Raw genomic sequence first — 16,512 nt, forward strand, 5'->3', positions numbered from 1 at the left:
GTCGTGCGTGTTGATCCGAACAATTGGTCATCGTTACTTCTAAGATTTAACTGAGATGCACCGTGATACGTGGGGTGCATCACTGACAATAGACCCGTCTAGCGTTTTGTGATGCACTCCCCGTTTCGAGTGTACTTTGCTTCTAGTTTCTGTGTCTTTGACCGATAATTTCGGACAACAAACTGCGTGTAAGAATTTGTTGAATTCCTCAAAAGACACCATCGACTGGCTATTTGTTCAGGTGGGCGCAAGAGAATCATTGCTGTTCTTCCTGCCTGAGTTCGTTTTAATCCCGCCGTATAAGTGGGTTGTGTAATTGACCGGCCGTACTCGGTTCGTCGTCGGTTTCGCACGGACCTTCGAAGAGATTGGCAGAAGCTTTATCAGGTTGCCGGTTCGGCACTACCTGTGCGGTAAGTTTTGGGAAAACGCCTGGGTGGCGATCCTGGCCCGCATCGCGTGCTGGAATACTTGACTAAATGTGCCTCGGAGCCACTGGCCTTACAACCAAGCAGCCAGAGCAGCGCTACTGTTCATTGTTTGCACTGCCTCGACTCGTTCAGAGACAACAATCACCTTCCATTTCCGCGATTTTGTGCCTTCGTCATTTGCCCGAATTGTGGTGATCAGTACTAACGCCTGCGTCGTAGCGTATTTTCTACCCGAATGCGGAGTGGAGTACTAGATGCCGATTGCGTATTTGGGTGGCGCATTGTGTGTTCAGCTGGACCAGTAGCCTTCAAAGCCGAAGCCTCACGCCACGGCTTCATTGATCACGAGCTGAACAAACCAAGCAACATTGAACATTTGCCCCGCATTGTGCGCAGGAGGCGAGTAACGATTGGCCCGCTGAATGTGGCTTAATAACTCAAGTAGCACGCATAGGCGCTATGGCCCGAAGTAGAGTCTAGCCGGGCGCTTCTTTTAGGGCGTGCTCCACAACCCGTGGCTGGTGCGATGAAAGCCCTACAGGACACGTGCGAGTCCATCGTCTGACTCGCTGCTACGTAGAGAGTAGGACCAGTTGCGGCTGCGATGATTTCAAAATGTTTTCTCATGAGCACTCAACATCCCGCACGATTCACCTGTCCGTGAGGTTTCATGTCAGTGACATGGCCCTGTGTTGTATAAGCGGTGAAGCTCGCCAAGCTCGCTATAGCGAACTTACTGGCTCTCTTGCGGACTCGCCGGACTAAGTAGGGGTAGTTCTATTGTTTGATGCTCAGGTTACAGCGGGTGGAATGATTTACCCGCTAGACTACCTGTTGGATAAGACTACAATCTGCAGGGAGCGTTCCAGTTGCAACGTCAAAATCAGGCACCTAATGAATCGCTAGTTACTAGGGCCCAACGCTTTCAAGTTAGACAGCGATACTCAGGCGATATGTCGGAAGCTATGGACAAAATGCTTGACGATCTGATTGATATAGAGCCGAAACTTCAGAAACTAACCGCTGACAAAAAGGAATTACTAAAAAAGCAGGTAAAGCTCGAAGGTCTCGTCGCTAGACTTGAACGTAAACTATCACAGTCGGAGTCGGAACGAAATAAATATTCGAAACAGGCCGCGTCGCTAGGCGCGCAAGTCCGAAAAGAACGTGAACGAGCCGAAAAGTTCAAGAAAGCTTACGATTCCCTAAAGCAACACCCGGTCGTGCGGCTGGCAAGGGGTCTTAAAAACCCTGGCTCTTTGGTCAAGAACGAAGCTAAGCAGAGTACTGCGCCGCAAAATCTCGTTGAGATTGCAACTCAAAACAAGCCCAGTGATAGCGCTCCAATTGCCAAGCGTTCTGACTCGAGCGTAACTGTCGCTAGGCCAAGAACTAGTGCACAGCAGGCCACTGAACTTGCGAAATCTTACAAGGACGAGGCGAATAGAGCCTTCTCCGATTATCGGGATCTTGGTAGTATTTCTGGCCCTGCAGAGACTTTGACGCGGCTGGCTGCCCGTGACGGTGCCCCTAGTTCTTTTGGTACCATGCACGATCTAATTCTTGGTCAGGCGCGGTTGCTGGAGCAACTCCCGGAGATTCCCCAAAAGAATTCCACCCCGGCCTACGTTCCGCATCCAGACCGCGTTATGTATTGCGCGCATAGTACGGGTGAATATAACAGCAACGGCTATTCGACGAGAACTACGGGGCTCACCTCTGCTGTTGCTGAAGCCGGTTTAGAACTATTTATTGCCGCTCGACCTGGCTACCCTTGGGATTATAACGTCAATAAAAAATTGCCCAAGAAGTCTCGTTTAATCCGCGACTTCCAAGGTGTAAAGACGCACTTCAATCCTGGCGTCTCCATCAAAGAAGACCCGCTGGATAAATTTATTCAGATAGCGGCGGATATCTATGTCCGCGAGGCAATGATGAACCGCCCGTCAGTGATTGTTTCGGCTTCCAACCACATGACTGCATTGCCAGCATTGATTGCAGCTCGTCGACTTGGCATTCCTTTCATTTACGAAGTTCGCGGTCTCTGGGAAGTAACAGCCGCGGCGAAGAGTCAAGAGTGGGCGGATTCGGAGCGCTTTGAGCTGGCCAAGCGACTTGAGGCTCTTGTCGCGAACGAGGCAGATAGAGCTTTCGCCATTACTGAGGAAGTCCGTGAGGAACTAGTCGGACGTGGAGCTGATCGCGAGAAAATTGCGATCTTGCCTAACGCTGCCAACATATACCAATATGTACCCTTGCCGCCTGAACGATCTTCTGTAGTCTCTGCCAAGAAGCCTGATGAGTATCTACTTGGCTATGCGGGAAGCCTAGTTGACTACGAGGGGCTAGACCTACTGATTCGTGCGGTAAACGCCTTACCTGAGGACCTTGGCCACGTTAGCGCAATGATCGTGGGCGATGGTGCAGTACTACCGGCTCTGAAACAACTAGTCACGGACCTAGGGCTGCAGGAACGCATTAGGTTCACAGGGCGAGTTCCGAACGACAATATTAATGATTACCTAGCGATTTTTGACGCCGTAGTTTGCCCGCGCAAGTCAAACATCGTGACTGAGCTAGTCTCGCCTTTGAAACCAATCGAGGCTATGGCAGCTGGTCGACCGGTTATCGGCTCGGACGTGTCTCCAATTGCAACACTCTTGGGTTCGGACAGCCTACGAGGCCTCTTATTCAAAGCGGATGATGTGGACGCATTGGTCGACAAGATTTCTTTGCTTGCTCGAAATCCTAAATTGGGTGAGGACATCGGGCGACGAGCACGCAGGTGGACTGTAGAAAATAGGACGTGGCCGTTGGTCGCGGAGACGTTTGTAGAACAAGTCTCGCGCGTTCAGAATCGCGAGCGTCAGGGTAAGCAGTTGAAAGACATGCGCTTGGCGCTTGTCGCTGACGAGTTTACGACCTCAACTATCCAGCGGGAAGTCCAAGTCATAGCTCCAACCCCGGATAATTGGCGTGAGCTCTTGGAAGCTTCACCCGTGGATGCGCTTTTCGTCGAATCAGCCTGGTCTGGCAATGAAGGTTCATGGTTGCGGAAGGTTGGTTTCTATGATGACGAACAGTGTCAAGAGCTAAGCGAATTAATTCAGTTCTGCCGTTCTCAAAACATCCCCACCATATTCTGGAATAAAGAAGACCCGGTCCACTTCAATCGGTTCAAAAAAACTGCGGCTCTTTTCGACGTCGTACTAACAACTGACGCAAATTGTCTACGGGACTATTGGGAAAATCGCGGAAGTGCCCTGAAAGCACTGGGTAGTTTGCCGTTTTGGGCGCAGGCGGAAATCCACAATCCAATGGGCACTGACCGGTCATACTCGGATACTGTCGCATACGGTGGGTCGTACTACGGTGACCGATATGCCGAGCGTTCCAAGGAGTTACGAGCAATCCTTGAAGGAGTCAGTGAGCACGGCCTAACGATTTATGACCGTCAGGCAGACAACCCCGAGTCGCCCTATAAGTTCCCACCTGCACTGCAGGGTTTCGTGCAGGGCGGTTTGCCGTACGCCGAGATGGTTGAGGCGTATAAGTCGCACCCTGTGCATGTAAATGTCAATTCCGTCAATGCGTCTCCGACGATGTTTTCGCGTCGTGTCTTCGAGCTAGCTGCCTGCGGCACCCCCGTTATCAGCGGCAAGAGTTTCGGCGTGACTTGGCTCTTTGACGGCACTGTCCCCGTCGTTCGAGGACGTCAAGAGGCTGAGCAGATAGCTGACTTGTGGATGAATTCGGAAGTTGACCGAGTATATGACGCCTGGGCCGCTTTACGCGTGACATTCCGTAAGCACCTTGCTCATCAACGACTTGTGCTGGCACTCCGAATGGCCGGGCTGGCGGTGGAAATTCCGGAACTGCCGACCTACGGGCTAGAACTAGATTCCTTGAGTGAGCCCGACGTCGGTCGAATCCTTCGTTCTACTGTTAGGCCGCGCGAGGTGTACGTTCCATCGGGTTCTACAACGACGTCTGCAGTGGAGGCTTTGAACGCTGCAGGAATCTCGGTCTTGCCGCAAGGCACGCAAGGAAGTGCTCAAGTTGTGGCAACCGGCGTTCAGCTAAACCTCGTTGATCACGATTTGGTGGAAGATCTGCTAGTCGCGATGCAATATTCGGGGGCGGCGACGGTGCAAGTTTCGAACAAGGATGTTGCTACAAAGGCTTTGCCGCTTTGGATGGACCAGCCGGGGGAGGATTCCCCGCTCACGATGAGCTGGAGAAATAGGCCTGCGGGAACAAAGATCGAAAACTTGACCCTTCGTCGACCTCTAGTTGAGGTAGAAGAAGTTTCGGTAGATCCTGTGGAGTCCAGCATTCTGGAGGATCCAAGTACCGACTCGAAGCGAGTTCTAATTGCTGGCCACGATCTAAAGTTCGTAGGTTCGATCATGCGTCGTATTGAGAGCCGTGGGCATCAACTGACGATTGACCAGTGGGCCGGTCATGGCCAGCACGATGCTGAGCTAAGCAAGTCCCTTTTGGCAGAGTCAGACTTGATTTTTTGTGAATGGTCGCTGGGGAATTTGGTGTGGTACTCACAGAATGTAAAGCCGCACCAAAAGCTCGTGGCACGGTTCCATTCGCAAGAGCTGTTTACGGATTATCCAAACAAGGTTAACTATGCATCTGTTGAAAAGGTCATCTTTGTTAGTGAACTAATCCGCGGCATGGCAATCCATAAGTTTGGTATCCCGCCGGAAAAAACTGTCGTGATCCCAAACGCTGTGGATTCAGCTAAACTTGCAGAGCCCAAGAATGACGATTCCCGCTTTACGCTGGGCTTCGTTGGGATGGTGCCGCGGATGAAGCGCTTCGATCTGGCTTTGGATTTACTTGAAAAGCTACGTGCCGAAGACTCGCGATTCACGCTACGTGTTAAAGGAAAGAAGCCAGAAGATTATCCGTGGATGGCCGCCCGCGTAGAAGAAATGAAGTATTACGAGGAGCAGTACGCGCGGATTGAAAATTCAGATCTTCTCCGTGGAGCCGTTACTTTCGATCCGCAGGGTGATGACATGGATCAGTGGTACCGGAATATCGGTGCCGCCATTTCGACGAGTGATTTCGAGTCTTTTCATTTCACACTGGCTGATGGCGCAGCTTCAGGTGCCCTACCAATTGGCTTGGCTTGGCCGGGGGCGGAGTGGCTCTACCCAGCCGAGTGGTTGCATGCGGATACCGATGAGGCTGCACAACACCTGTTGGATGCTGTGGGCGGGGGCGCTGACGCTTCGGCGGAGATCGAACAGGCCAAATCCTTTGTCGTCGAACACTATGATTCAGAGAAAGTTCTGAACTCGGTAATTCGTGTGATCGAAGACTAGAAATTTGTGCTCATGCATTGAGTAGAGGGGGGACACTACGGTAAAGGGCCGTAGTGTCTCCCTCAATGTATTATTGTCATGTTTCCCAACGAGCAAACAGATTGAGTTGACTAGTGAAAATTGCCCTAAGCGACGTCCGAAAGGCACTTTGGCATTTGCGTCAAGGCGGACCCAAGCAAGTGCAAGAGTGGTACACGCGACGAAGCTATGAGCAACGCACAACGCGCAGCCGGTCAGCGCACTTGAGCGGGGTTGAGAAGGAACTTGGCATCGAGTTTCCACGTTTAGAAATGGGCGTCGCGCGAGCGTCAGCTGAAAAACTGAACGTGGCCGTGGTTCTTGATGATTTCAGCGCCAAGGCTTGGGCACCGGAATGGAATTGCACGTTCATAACACCTGAATCGTGGGAGCAAGACTTAGCCACGGTTGACTTCGACCTATTGTTCGTCGAGTCCGCATGGGCCGGAAATGATAAGGCTTGGCAATATCACCTCACCGGTCCTACAGCACCGAGACCAGTATTTGTGGCTATGGTCAGTGCGTTTAGGGATGCATCAATACCTACCGTTTTTTGGAACAAAGAGGATCCGCCTCACTATGAGGACTTTTTAGAAACTGCAAAACTATTCGATGTTGTGTTCACATCAGACTCTAGAAAGATTCCAGACTACGTGAGAGATCTGGGGCACGATCGGGTAGAATCGCTGAGTTTCGCAGCCCAACCCAAGTTTCACAATCCTACACGGGCGATTAATCAGGAACGTCGTGACGTTGCATTCGCGGGAATGTATTTCGCTGAGAAGTTTCCTGAACGACGTGAACAGATGGACATCGTCTTAGGTGGTGCTGCGGAGATTTCCAGCAGGCTCCCGCACGGTCTTGATATTTTTTCACGACAGCACGGGGGCGACGAAAAGTATCAATTTCCCGAACCATACGTTCAATACGTTGTGGGGTCGTTGGAATACGAACGTATGTTATCTGCGTACAAGTACTACAACGTTTTTCTCAACGTAAATTCAGTCGTCGATTCACCGAGTATGTGTGCGCGCCGAATTTTTGAGATCACAGCGGCCGGAACTCCGGTTGTATCGGCCCCGAGTGCTGCTATTTCAAACTTTTTCTCAGAGTCTGAGGTGGTTCAGGTGGCCACGAAGGACGAAGCCGCCGTAGCTATTCGGAGTATCGTGAGGAGCCCAGAGCTACGGGACCGTATTGCTCACTTAGGGCAACGCAATATTTGGAAGAATCATACATACGGGCACAGAGCACAGCAGGTGCAAGAGCTCGCTGGAATTAGCGCTCCCATTTTGCATAAATCTTCCATGACGGTCCGTCCCAAGGTTAGTGCTGTAGTTTCGACCATTCGGCCGAAGCAAATTGCGCACATCTTTGAGACTGTCGGTAAACAGCGAGATGTTGACGCGGAGCTTGTTTTAGTTGCCCACAAATTCGGTCTGGATGAGTTTGATCTCGGTGCCTTAGCCGAAGAATACGGAGTGCTTTCGTACCAGGCAATTGAAATGGGCGAAGAAGCGACGCTGGGAGATTGCTTGAATCATGCCGTCCAGCACGCCGGCGGAGACTTCATAACCAAAATGGACGACGACGACCTTTATGGCGAAAATTACCTTTTCGACCAGGTAGCAGCACTTCGTTACAGCGGGGCAACCATTGTTGGTAAACAGGCCCACTTCATGTACCTGGCTGATTCCAACGCAACTTTGTTCCGATTTGGAGAGCGCGAGCACCGGTTCACCAACCTTGTTATGGGTCCGACTATGCTCGGTAGCTCGGAGGTCTTTAAGTCGACTCCATTCCGCTCTGTCAGTAGGGGGGAGGACACCCAGTTCTTGCGCGATATCATAAGCAATGGTGGCACGGTGTACTCCAGCGACAGGTACAACTTTATGCAAATGCGGGGCGGAAACGGCAAGATTCATACTTGGGATCTGAGCGACGCAGAATTGACGGCGACCGGCACGATTCAATGGTTTGGGCGCAACGATCACCACATTTTTTTCTAGCCCAATCTCGTAGTGAGGCGACGTCGCCAGTACAGGGCTACTGCGTCTTGTGCGTTGTATCTCCGATATTCGCGACTCAACTCAAACCCTGCACTCGTAACGGACGGTCCGCACGTAAAGTCCTGGCAAAGGGTCCGGACTCCGGGGGAGGAACGAGTTTGTGTAGACAGTACTCATATCTCGGGGCTGCATTCGTGTGGGAGTCACGCGCTGGTTCGGCTGGTAGTATGGGAGAGTTTGGTAAGAATGGTCTGTAACGATTTCACCAATGGACAAACAACAAGTTCGGTCCAAGTGTGGGGGCATGAGGAAAATGCGAGTATTACTTCTCACGCATTCTTTTTGGCCCGATAACTCTCCACCCCAACGTCGATGGTCTGCATTCACAAACCTATTCGCTTCGCACGGCCACCATGTATCCGTAGTTGCTCCTGATTCTTCTTCGTCATCGAGTCGTGTAGAAGGACTAGCGAGCGAACCCGTAAAAAACGTGACTGTTCACAACTACCGTTCAGTGCCAGTGTTTCACTCCATGCTTGGGAAGCTAGCAAAGCACGTCATTGACGCCTGTCGCAGTGTGCCTGTAGCACTCTCCGTATCGAACGCTGAGGTTGTTATCGCAACTGTTCCAGCGCTCCCAACCCTTGCCGTTGGGTTCTTCGTGAGCAAGGTGCGGCGAATTCCGTTTGTTGTCGACTTGCGAGACGCATGGCCGGACCTACTTAAGGACTCGCAGGTTCTGAAGTTCAGGTGGATTGAGCCTATTGTAAGCGGATTGTTGGGATACTTGCTTCGACGATCCGATCTATTGGTAACAACAACTCATGGCTTGGCCCGCAGACTGGGAAAGACACGAACGGGCAAGACAATCGTGGTTCGCAACGGAGTTGATACGGCTCGAATTTTACCGACTTCAGATGCTCTTCCACGAGGCGAGCGGCTAAGGATTCTCTATCTGGGAAATCTTGGACGTAGCCAAGGACTTGAAATTGTTATCGAAGCTGTCTCGAAGATTCAGGATCAAGTTCAGCTTCGCATTGTTGGGCGTGGTACAGAAGAGAGTAAGCTACGCCGACTCGCTAAAAAACTGAATTGTGATGTCGATTTCCGTCCGCCCGTTTTTGGCGCCGAGGTTTTGGATAACTACGCCTGGGCAGACACATGCCTAGTTTCACTCCGGCCGGATTGGCCTAGTTTCAACCACACCATCCCGTCGAAGCTTTATGAACTTATGGCACTCGACCAGCACGTTACTGGGGTGGTGACAGGGGAAGCCGCAGAAGTAATCCATGACTCTCAGGCCGGGGCCGTAATTGGCCAGAGTGTCGAAGCTATTCGAGCATATCTACAGGCAGCATCCCAAGATCGATCTCTTGTACGAACTAAAGGTGGCGGTCCCCGGTGGGTAGCTCACAATGCGGCTCTTGAAGACTTGGGTGCTGACTATATGGCCGCGCTCGAGAGTCTCATTGATAATCATCGACGGCGAGGTGTCCAATGAAAATAAGAGCCAAGGTCACCGCTTGCAATGTTGTTAATGTCGTACGGTTGGTCGTTGCAAATTTGCGCGACGAACCGAGTTATTTCTTCCTTCAGGTTATTCGCAAATTCAAAGGTAGTGCGTCTGGACACCTTTCCGACTGCTTAAAACTTATGCCCGTTTCTCGAGTGAAGTCGATGAGTATTCGTTGCATACTCAGCGACCGATCCTCAGATCTCGACGCGGTTGTAAAAGAGTGGTTGGCATCCAACGCGGTAACAACCGACGGGTTTCTTCTTGCGGATGTGTGCATCGCAATGTACCGCTGGGATTTGGCAGAGGAGGTTCTTTCCTGCTTGCCCAACGGACAGAGAGCGACCAGGAGAAAGGCGCGCTTGCAATGGCATTTCGGTGATCTGAGAGGTGCCCTAGAATTGCTCGAAACGATTCCTGCATCACGCCAACAGAAACACTACCTGAGCGAGTATCGTACGCTTTCGGGGACTAGTCCGTCGTTGCGTTCCAGGCTCCCCTCGAACCTCAGAGTTCAAGTGACGCCAAAAAGTGTGCTCTATTTCGCTACGAATTCGCTACCGAATACTGGAAGCGGCTACGCGCAACGTACTCATTCAATATTGCGCTCGCTCATTCCATTTGGCTGGTCTCCTCTTGCTGTAACCAGAGCCTTGTACCCAGTCAGCGTGGGGCATGTGCTTGCGCCCGAAGTAGAGACGGTTGATGCGATTGCTTATCGTCGCATATTCCCGTTCCCCGCGCGACACGACCTGTCCGGCCGACTTCAACAGCAGACGGACGAGCTTTTCAAGATAACAAGCGATTTGCAACCGCAAATTTTGCATACTACGACTGATTACACTAACGCTCTCTCTGTTAGCGTTGTCGCTCGCGAATTACGAATTCCGTGGGTCTATGAAGTGCGCGGTCAACTTGCCGATACATGGGCTTCTACGCGCGGTCCAGAGGCTAAGAATTCTGAGCGATATTCGCTGTTTGTGCAACGCGAAGCTGAAATGGCGCGAGGAGCTGACTTCGTAATTACGCTGGGCGAGGAGATGCGGTCAAACCTCATTGCCGCAGGAGTTTCCGAAGATCGTATCGCGATCTTGCCGAATGCAGTAGGGGAAAGGTTCCTGTCCGATCCTGTGCCCAGGCATGAAGCGCGCCGTATCCTTGGCCTAGAGCAAGAAGCGTTCTTTATCGGGACAATCAGTAGCATCGTTCCCTATGAAGGCTTGGACACGGTTCTAAAGGCAATTTCATTGGTTCGCGATCAGATTTCTCAATTGAGACTCTTGATTGTCGGCGACGGCACCGACCTAGAAAACTTGAAAAAGTTGGCCAGCGACTTGGAAATCGAGAACATCTGCGTGTTCACGGGTCGAGTACCGCGTGAGAAAGCTCATCTCTATCATGCAGCGTTAAATGCGTTTGTTGTGCCGCGAAAGGATCTTGACGTCACGCGTTCCGTGACGCCACTCAAGCCTGTAGAAGCACTCGCAAGTAGGGTTCCAGTACTGGCTTCAGACCTTCCCGCGCTTCGGGAATTGATCACAAATGGTGAGAATGGTCACCTCATTCCACCCGAAGATCCCATCGCATGGTCAGAGGCTATCGTTGATGCCGCCAACCAACCTGAATTGCTCGAATCCATGGGCCAACGTGGACGCGAAATGGTTTTGAATACGCGAACTTGGGATGCGAATGCGCGCCGTCTCGTGGAAATCTACGAGCAGGTAACTAAAGAATCACGGTGAACCTGCGCCCGCTTTGCGGTATGGTTTGAGAGGCTATTTCCGTAACCTAAACGTTATAGAACTTATCTATGGGTCCGGCAGGGCCTGAACTTGCACCTGAGAGAGAGCGACGTTCGTGAACACCATTAAAGAAGTTGCCGTTATCGGTCTGGGCTACATCGGTCTACCGACCGCAGCAATCCTGGCCTCAAAGGGAATTGTCGTCAAAGGTGTCGACGTAACGCCGCGCACGGTCGAAGCTGTTAATAAGGGCGAGGTGCCATTCGTTGAGCCAGCCCTTGGCGAATTTGTTTCCAAGGCTGTAGCTGAAGGGACTCTGAGCGCTAGCTTTGACACTCCGGAGGCCGAGGCATACATCGTAGCCGTACCGACTCCGTTCAACGAGGACTACACCGCCGATCTTTCCTACATTGAGGCTGCCGCCGACGGTATCGCTCCCAAACTCAAGGGTGGCGAGCTGGTTATCCTCGAGTCGACCTCCCCTCCAGGCGCAACTCAGCACCTCGCCGACTACCTGCTTGCCAAGCGCCCGGATTTGACCTCCGAAAGTCTCTTGATCGCACACTGCCCGGAGCGTGTGCTGCCAGGTTACGTAATGGAAGAACTGGTTACCAACGATCGCATCGTTGGCGGTATTACTCCGGAAGCAGCAGAGAAGGCCAAGGCGCTGTACGCAACCTTCTGCGAAGCTGACATCCTGACCACCGATGCTGTAACTGCCGAAATGGCAAAGCTGGTCGAGAACTCCTTCCGTGACGTGAACATCGCCTTTGCGAACGAGCTCTCCGTAATTTCCGACAAGCTGGGGATCGATGTTTGGGAGCTCATCGAGTTGGCTAACCGTCACCCGCGCGTGAATATCCTGCAGCCGGGTCCCGGTGTGGGCGGCCACTGCATCGCTGTGGATCCGTGGTTCATCGTGTCGGCCGTTCCTGAGCAGGCGCAGATTATCCGTCAAGCCCGCGAGACTAACGACGCTAAGCCGAACTGGGTAATTAGCAAGGTGGAAGAAGCCACTAAGTCGGACAAGTTCAACGGTAAGGTCGCACTGCTGGGGCTGGCGTTCAAGGCAAACATTGACGATATGCGCGAGTCGCCGTCGATCGCGATTGCGCGCAAGCTTGCTGAGGCGAATCCTTCCGTGGAGTTCCTCGCCGTTGAGCCGCATGTCGAGGCATTGCCGAAGTCCTTGGACGGTCTCAACAACTTGACCTTGACTCCTACCGATGCTGCCCTCGCTGACGCAAGCGTCCTGACGCTCTTGGTCGACCACGACCAGTTCAAGACCGTGCCGGCCACCGCTCTGGCCGGTAAGGAAGTTATCGATACCCGCGGTCTGTGGCGCTAAGGCGTCGTCCGAGAGGAAGCATCTCATGAAGAAGATCATGCCGATCTATGGCACACGACCCGAGGCTATTAAGGTAGCCCCGATCGTTAAGGCTTTGAAAGAAACCGAAGGTTTCGAGTGCGTGGTGACCGTGACTGGTCAGCACCGCGAAATGCTCGACCAGGTGAACGAGCTTTTCGACATCACTCCCGACTACGACCTCGATGTCATTCAGCCGCGACAGACCCTAAACGGTCTGCTCACCAAGACGATCACCGGTCTCGACGAGATTTTCGAGAAAGAGAAGCCGGACGCCGTCCTGGTTCAGGGCGATACCACCACTTCGACCGCAGGTGCCATCGCCGCCTTCTATCGGGGTATCCCGGTGGTCCATGCGGAAGCTGGATTGCGTAGCTACGATATTTTCTCTCCCTTCCCGGAAGAGGCCAACCGAAAGCTAACGAGCCAGATTAGCTCGTTGCATTTGGCTCCGACGTCCTTGAGTCGCTCCAACCTGATGCGCGAGACCTTCAGGGGCGACGACATCGTAGTCACCGGTAACTCGGTGATTGATGCCTTGCTCACGGTGGTGGAAAAGCGCGTACCGTTCACCGACGACAAGCTTGAGGCCCTGGTGCAATCGGGCAAGCGCATTGTTCTGGTTACGACTCACCGTCGCGAAAATCAGGGCGAGCCGATGCGTGGAATCGGCCGTGCACTGGCACGGCTTTCGAAGTCGGAGCCGGATGTTGAGTTCATTCTTCCGTTGCACCGCAATCCCGCAGTTCGTGAAGCTCTTCTGCCGGAGATTGAAGGACGCCCAAACATCACTCTCACCGAGCCGCTCGCCTACGGTGAATTCACGCGTATCATCAATGCTTCTTCGGTGGTATTGACTGATTCCGGTGGAGTTCAGGAAGAGGCCCCGAGCTTGGGCAAGCCGGTTCTTGTCATGCGCGAAAATACCGAGCGTCCAGAGGCTGTCGCAGCGGGAACCGTGCGTTTGATCGGCACAGCCGAGGACGTTATCTTCGATTCGGTCACCGAATTGCTGCACAACGAAATTGCCTACAAGGCAATGGCCAACGCAGTGAACCCCTACGGTGATGGCAAAGCGTCCGAGCGTACGGTGGCCGCTATCGCTCAACTGCTAGGTGTTGGGCAACGAATCGAGGACTTCGATTCTCAGTTGCCTGATGAAGAATCCTTGATTCAGGCCGCAAGCATCTAGTTCTTCGCTATTGACGAGACGGTTCCAAGCCACGTGTATGGGACCGTCTCGTCTTTAATGTCAGGTCGGCCCGCATGAAGAGTTATAGAATCGTTAGCTCAGTTCGAATAGACGCCAACCCTGCCTGATTTCCCGAGATTGTCCGCGTGATTCCGGGGATTCTCTTGCTGGGCAGAACATATCGCTCAATAGAGATCCGCCCTAGGGTCATCGAATCATCCTTGCGCGGGGTTCGGGTCACCGCTGATCTCAGTAGGATCGAATCATGGTGAACCAAACGGCAATATTTATCGATGCAGGATTCCTTCTATCTGTCGGCGGGCACCGGGTATCGGGAACGACCCTGCGTTCGACTTTTACTACTCACTACTCAACTCTGATTAACGGCATCGTTCAGGCCGTGAAGAAAAATACGGGTTTAAATAACTTACGGGTCTACTGGTATGACGCTTCCAAGGATGGTCTGTTTACCGAGCAGCATAAACGCATTGGTCTTCTACCGGGTGTGAAGGTCCGACTAGGCCGCATCTCTTACAACGGCGAGCAAAAGGGAGTGGACCTAAGGCTCGCTCTGGATCTCGTCGGCGTGGCAAGGACGGGTGCGGCCTCGGTGGCCTACCTGATCTCGGGTGACGATGACCTTGCCGAGGCGGTGGAGGAGGCCCAGGACTTGGGAATGAAGGTGGTCATCCTCGGCGTCAGTAAGCCGGAAGGGCGCCTGGGTGTAGCTTCGGTCGCCGAGCACCTCGCACTGACTGCAGACGCGGTGGAGAAGATCCCGGACGCTGTCCTAGATAGTGCCTTCACACGGGTTGTCGAGTGGGATCAGAAACATGCCGAGTCGGCTTCGGAAATTTCGAAGGCACCGACTGTTTCTCCTGTTGCTCCTAAGTCGCCAACTCCCGCGGTAATGGCTCAAAAGAAGTCGCCTCAAGTCGTAGACTCGAGCGAGCCAGCGGCTGTCGTGTATTCCAGTGGAAGCTCGGGAGCCGGCTATCAGGGTGCCGCGGCATACGAGCATCGCGAAGAGGTTACGGCCGAAGAAATCGGCATAAAGGTTGCAGAGTCATGGTTAGCAAGCACCACACAGAACGAACTTCTTGAGATCCTTGCGGACCGGCCAACCCTACCGCCGGAAATCGATCGCACGCTGCTTAAGGATTGCGCGCAAGTTCTGGGAGAATGGAAGACGGACCAGCAGCAGATCCGTAGGATTCTGCGTAGTTCGTTCTGGAATCAGCTCGATCGTCTCACCTGAGGCGAGAAGCTCCGGAGCCGAATTACTCGAAGACAACTAAGGTAAATTTGACATCGTGACCTCAGACGAAAACTCTTTCTACATCACCACTGCGATCTCCTACCCAAATGGCACTCCGCATATCGGGCATGCCTACGAAGTCGTCGCCACCGACGCCATGGCGCGATTCAAGCGACTGGACGGTTATGACGTCTTTTTCATGACCGGCACCGATGAGCATGGGCAGAAGATGATGCAGACGGCCGAGAAAGAGGGGATCACACCCGCTCAGCTCGCGCAGCGTAACTCGGATGCGTTCCAGGCCATGAACGATGAGCTGGGCACCAGTTATGACCGCTTCATCCGCACGACCGACGCGGATCATCACGCGGCCGCGCAGGAACTCTGGCGCCGCATGGAAGCCAACGGTGACATCTACCTAGATAAGTACGCTGGCTGGTACTCGGTACGTGATGAGGCGTTCTACACCGAGGAGCAGACCGAGGTACGCGAAGACGGGGTTCGCTACTCCACCGAGACCGACACCGAAGTCACGTGGACGGAGGAGGAGTCTTACTTCTTCCGCCTGTCGAACTACCAGGACAAGCTACTGAGCTTCTATGCGGAGAACCCGGAATTCGGCGCACCGCGTTCACGCTTCAACGAAGTTATTCGCTTCGTCGAGGGCGGGCTCAATGACCTGTCGATTTCGCGCACCACCTTTGACTGGGGAATTCCGGTACCCGGCAATGAAAAGCACGTTATGTATGTGTGGGTCGACGCGCTGACCAACTATCTAACTGGTGCTGGCTTCCCGGACGTGGAATCTGAGTCGTTCAAGAAGTATTGGCCGGCGGACGTGCACGTGATCGGCAAGGACATTTCGCGTTTCCATGCCATCTACTGGCCAGCCTTCTTGATGTCGGCCAAGCTTCCGCTACCGCGCCGTGTCATGATCCACGGGTTCTTGCACAACAACGGCGTAAAGATGTCCAAGTCTCTGGGCAATACCGTTTCCCCGGATGAGTTCGCGAACCGTTATGGCCTGGACCAGATTCGCTACTTCTTCTTGCGCGAAGTGCCTTTCGGCGCCGATGGCAGTTACAACCACGAGACCATTGTTGCTCGCATCAACGGCGACTTGGCCAACAACTTTGGCAATCTCGCGCAGCGTTCGCTGTCGATGGTGGCCAAGAATTGTGGGGGAGTCGTTCCCACGCCGCAGGAACTTACCGAGGCTGACCGAGAGATTCTGGATGCCGCTGCCGGCCTGCTGGACTCCAACCGTGCGGCCTATGAGCGCCAGGAGTTCAGCCGCGGTCTTGAGAGCATCTGGCAGGTCTTGGGCGACACCAATGCCTACTTCGCCGAGCAAGAGCCGTGGAAGTTGAAGAAGACCGATCCACAGCGCATGGAGACCGTGCTGTACGTGACCATTGAAGTGGTGCGACAGGTGGCTCTGCTGCTGCAACCAGTGTTGCCGCAGGCTACCACCGCCATGCTTGATCTCTTGGCTGTGGGGGAAGGCTCGGCGCGCTCCTTCGAGAACTACACGAAGGCACTTCAGCCCGGGACTGAGCTCCCGGCGCCAGCTCCGGTGTTCCCTCGTTATGAAGAGGAAAAGGCGAACGCCTAGTCGTTTGCCCTAAAAGTATCGGG

8 protein-coding genes are annotated in these 16,512 nt (G+C 53.3%); all 8 read left to right on the forward strand.

Annotated features, from left to right (window positions below; genetic code table 11):
* Positions 1-1,384: 1,384 nt before the first annotated feature.
* On the forward strand, positions 1,385-5,776 hold the full coding sequence (locus tag ACJD00_RS07175) for a glycosyltransferase (RefSeq protein ID WP_418909118.1): 4,392 nt from the start codon (positions 1,385-1,387) through the stop codon (positions 5,774-5,776).
* Between the two features lie 113 nt (positions 5,777-5,889).
* The gene (locus ACJD00_RS07180; protein ID WP_418909119.1) at positions 5,890-7,803 is read left to right on the forward strand and encodes a glycosyltransferase family protein; all 1,914 of its coding nucleotides are present in this window, start codon (positions 5,890-5,892) and stop codon (positions 7,801-7,803) included.
* Positions 7,804-8,116: 313 nt separating this feature from the next.
* Positions 8,117-9,304, forward strand: a complete 1,188-nt coding sequence (locus tag ACJD00_RS07185; protein WP_418909320.1) for a glycosyltransferase family 4 protein — start codon at positions 8,117-8,119, stop codon at positions 9,302-9,304.
* Entirely contained in the window at positions 9,301-11,058 is a 1,758-nt protein-coding gene (locus ACJD00_RS07190) for a glycosyltransferase family 4 protein (RefSeq protein WP_418909120.1), read from the forward strand. The genes ACJD00_RS07185 and ACJD00_RS07190 overlap by 4 nt, the downstream gene beginning before the upstream one ends.
* Before the next feature lie 115 nt (positions 11,059-11,173).
* Positions 11,174-12,406 carry a UDP-N-acetyl-D-mannosamine dehydrogenase gene (wecC, locus tag ACJD00_RS07195; RefSeq protein WP_418909121.1) on the forward strand — a complete coding sequence of 411 codons (1,233 nt, stop codon included), beginning with the start codon at positions 11,174-11,176 and terminating at the stop codon, positions 12,404-12,406.
* Positions 12,407-12,431: 25 nt separating this feature from the next.
* The gene (gene wecB / locus ACJD00_RS07200; RefSeq protein WP_418909122.1) at positions 12,432-13,616 is read left to right on the forward strand and encodes a non-hydrolyzing UDP-N-acetylglucosamine 2-epimerase; all 1,185 of its coding nucleotides are present in this window, start codon (positions 12,432-12,434) and stop codon (positions 13,614-13,616) included.
* 265 nt (positions 13,617-13,881) lie between these two features.
* Positions 13,882-14,874, forward strand: coding sequence for an NYN domain-containing protein (locus ACJD00_RS07205; RefSeq protein ID WP_309407504.1), 993 nt, complete (start codon positions 13,882-13,884; stop codon positions 14,872-14,874).
* A 55-nt stretch (positions 14,875-14,929) separates the two neighbouring features.
* Positions 14,930-16,489 (forward strand): methionine--tRNA ligase, encoded by a 1,560-nt coding sequence (metG, locus tag ACJD00_RS07210; protein ID WP_418909123.1) that lies wholly within the window; start codon positions 14,930-14,932, stop codon positions 16,487-16,489.
* The last annotated feature ends 23 nt before the right edge of the window (positions 16,490-16,512 follow it).

The organism is Glutamicibacter endophyticus, assembly GCF_048457885.1.
GTDB classification, from domain to species: domain Bacteria; phylum Actinomycetota; class Actinomycetes; order Actinomycetales; family Micrococcaceae; genus Glutamicibacter; species Glutamicibacter endophyticus.

What these genes read in the sequence shown, in the direction of transcription:
- wecB (WP_418909122.1), top strand. Translation starts at nt 12,432, where the DNA reads ATGAAGAAGATCATGCCGATCTATGGCACACGACCCGAGGCTATTAAG.
- ACJD00_RS07205 (WP_309407504.1), top strand. Translation starts at nt 13,882, where the DNA reads ATGGTGAACCAAACGGCAATATTTATCGATGCAGGATTCCTTCTATCT.
- ACJD00_RS07175 (WP_418909118.1), top strand. Translation starts at nt 1,385, where the DNA reads ATGTCGGAAGCTATGGACAAAATGCTTGACGATCTGATTGATATAGAG.
- ACJD00_RS07185 (WP_418909320.1), top strand. Translation starts at nt 8,117, where the DNA reads ATGCGAGTATTACTTCTCACGCATTCTTTTTGGCCCGATAACTCTCCA.
- ACJD00_RS07190 (WP_418909120.1), top strand. Translation starts at nt 9,301, where the DNA reads ATGAAAATAAGAGCCAAGGTCACCGCTTGCAATGTTGTTAATGTCGTA.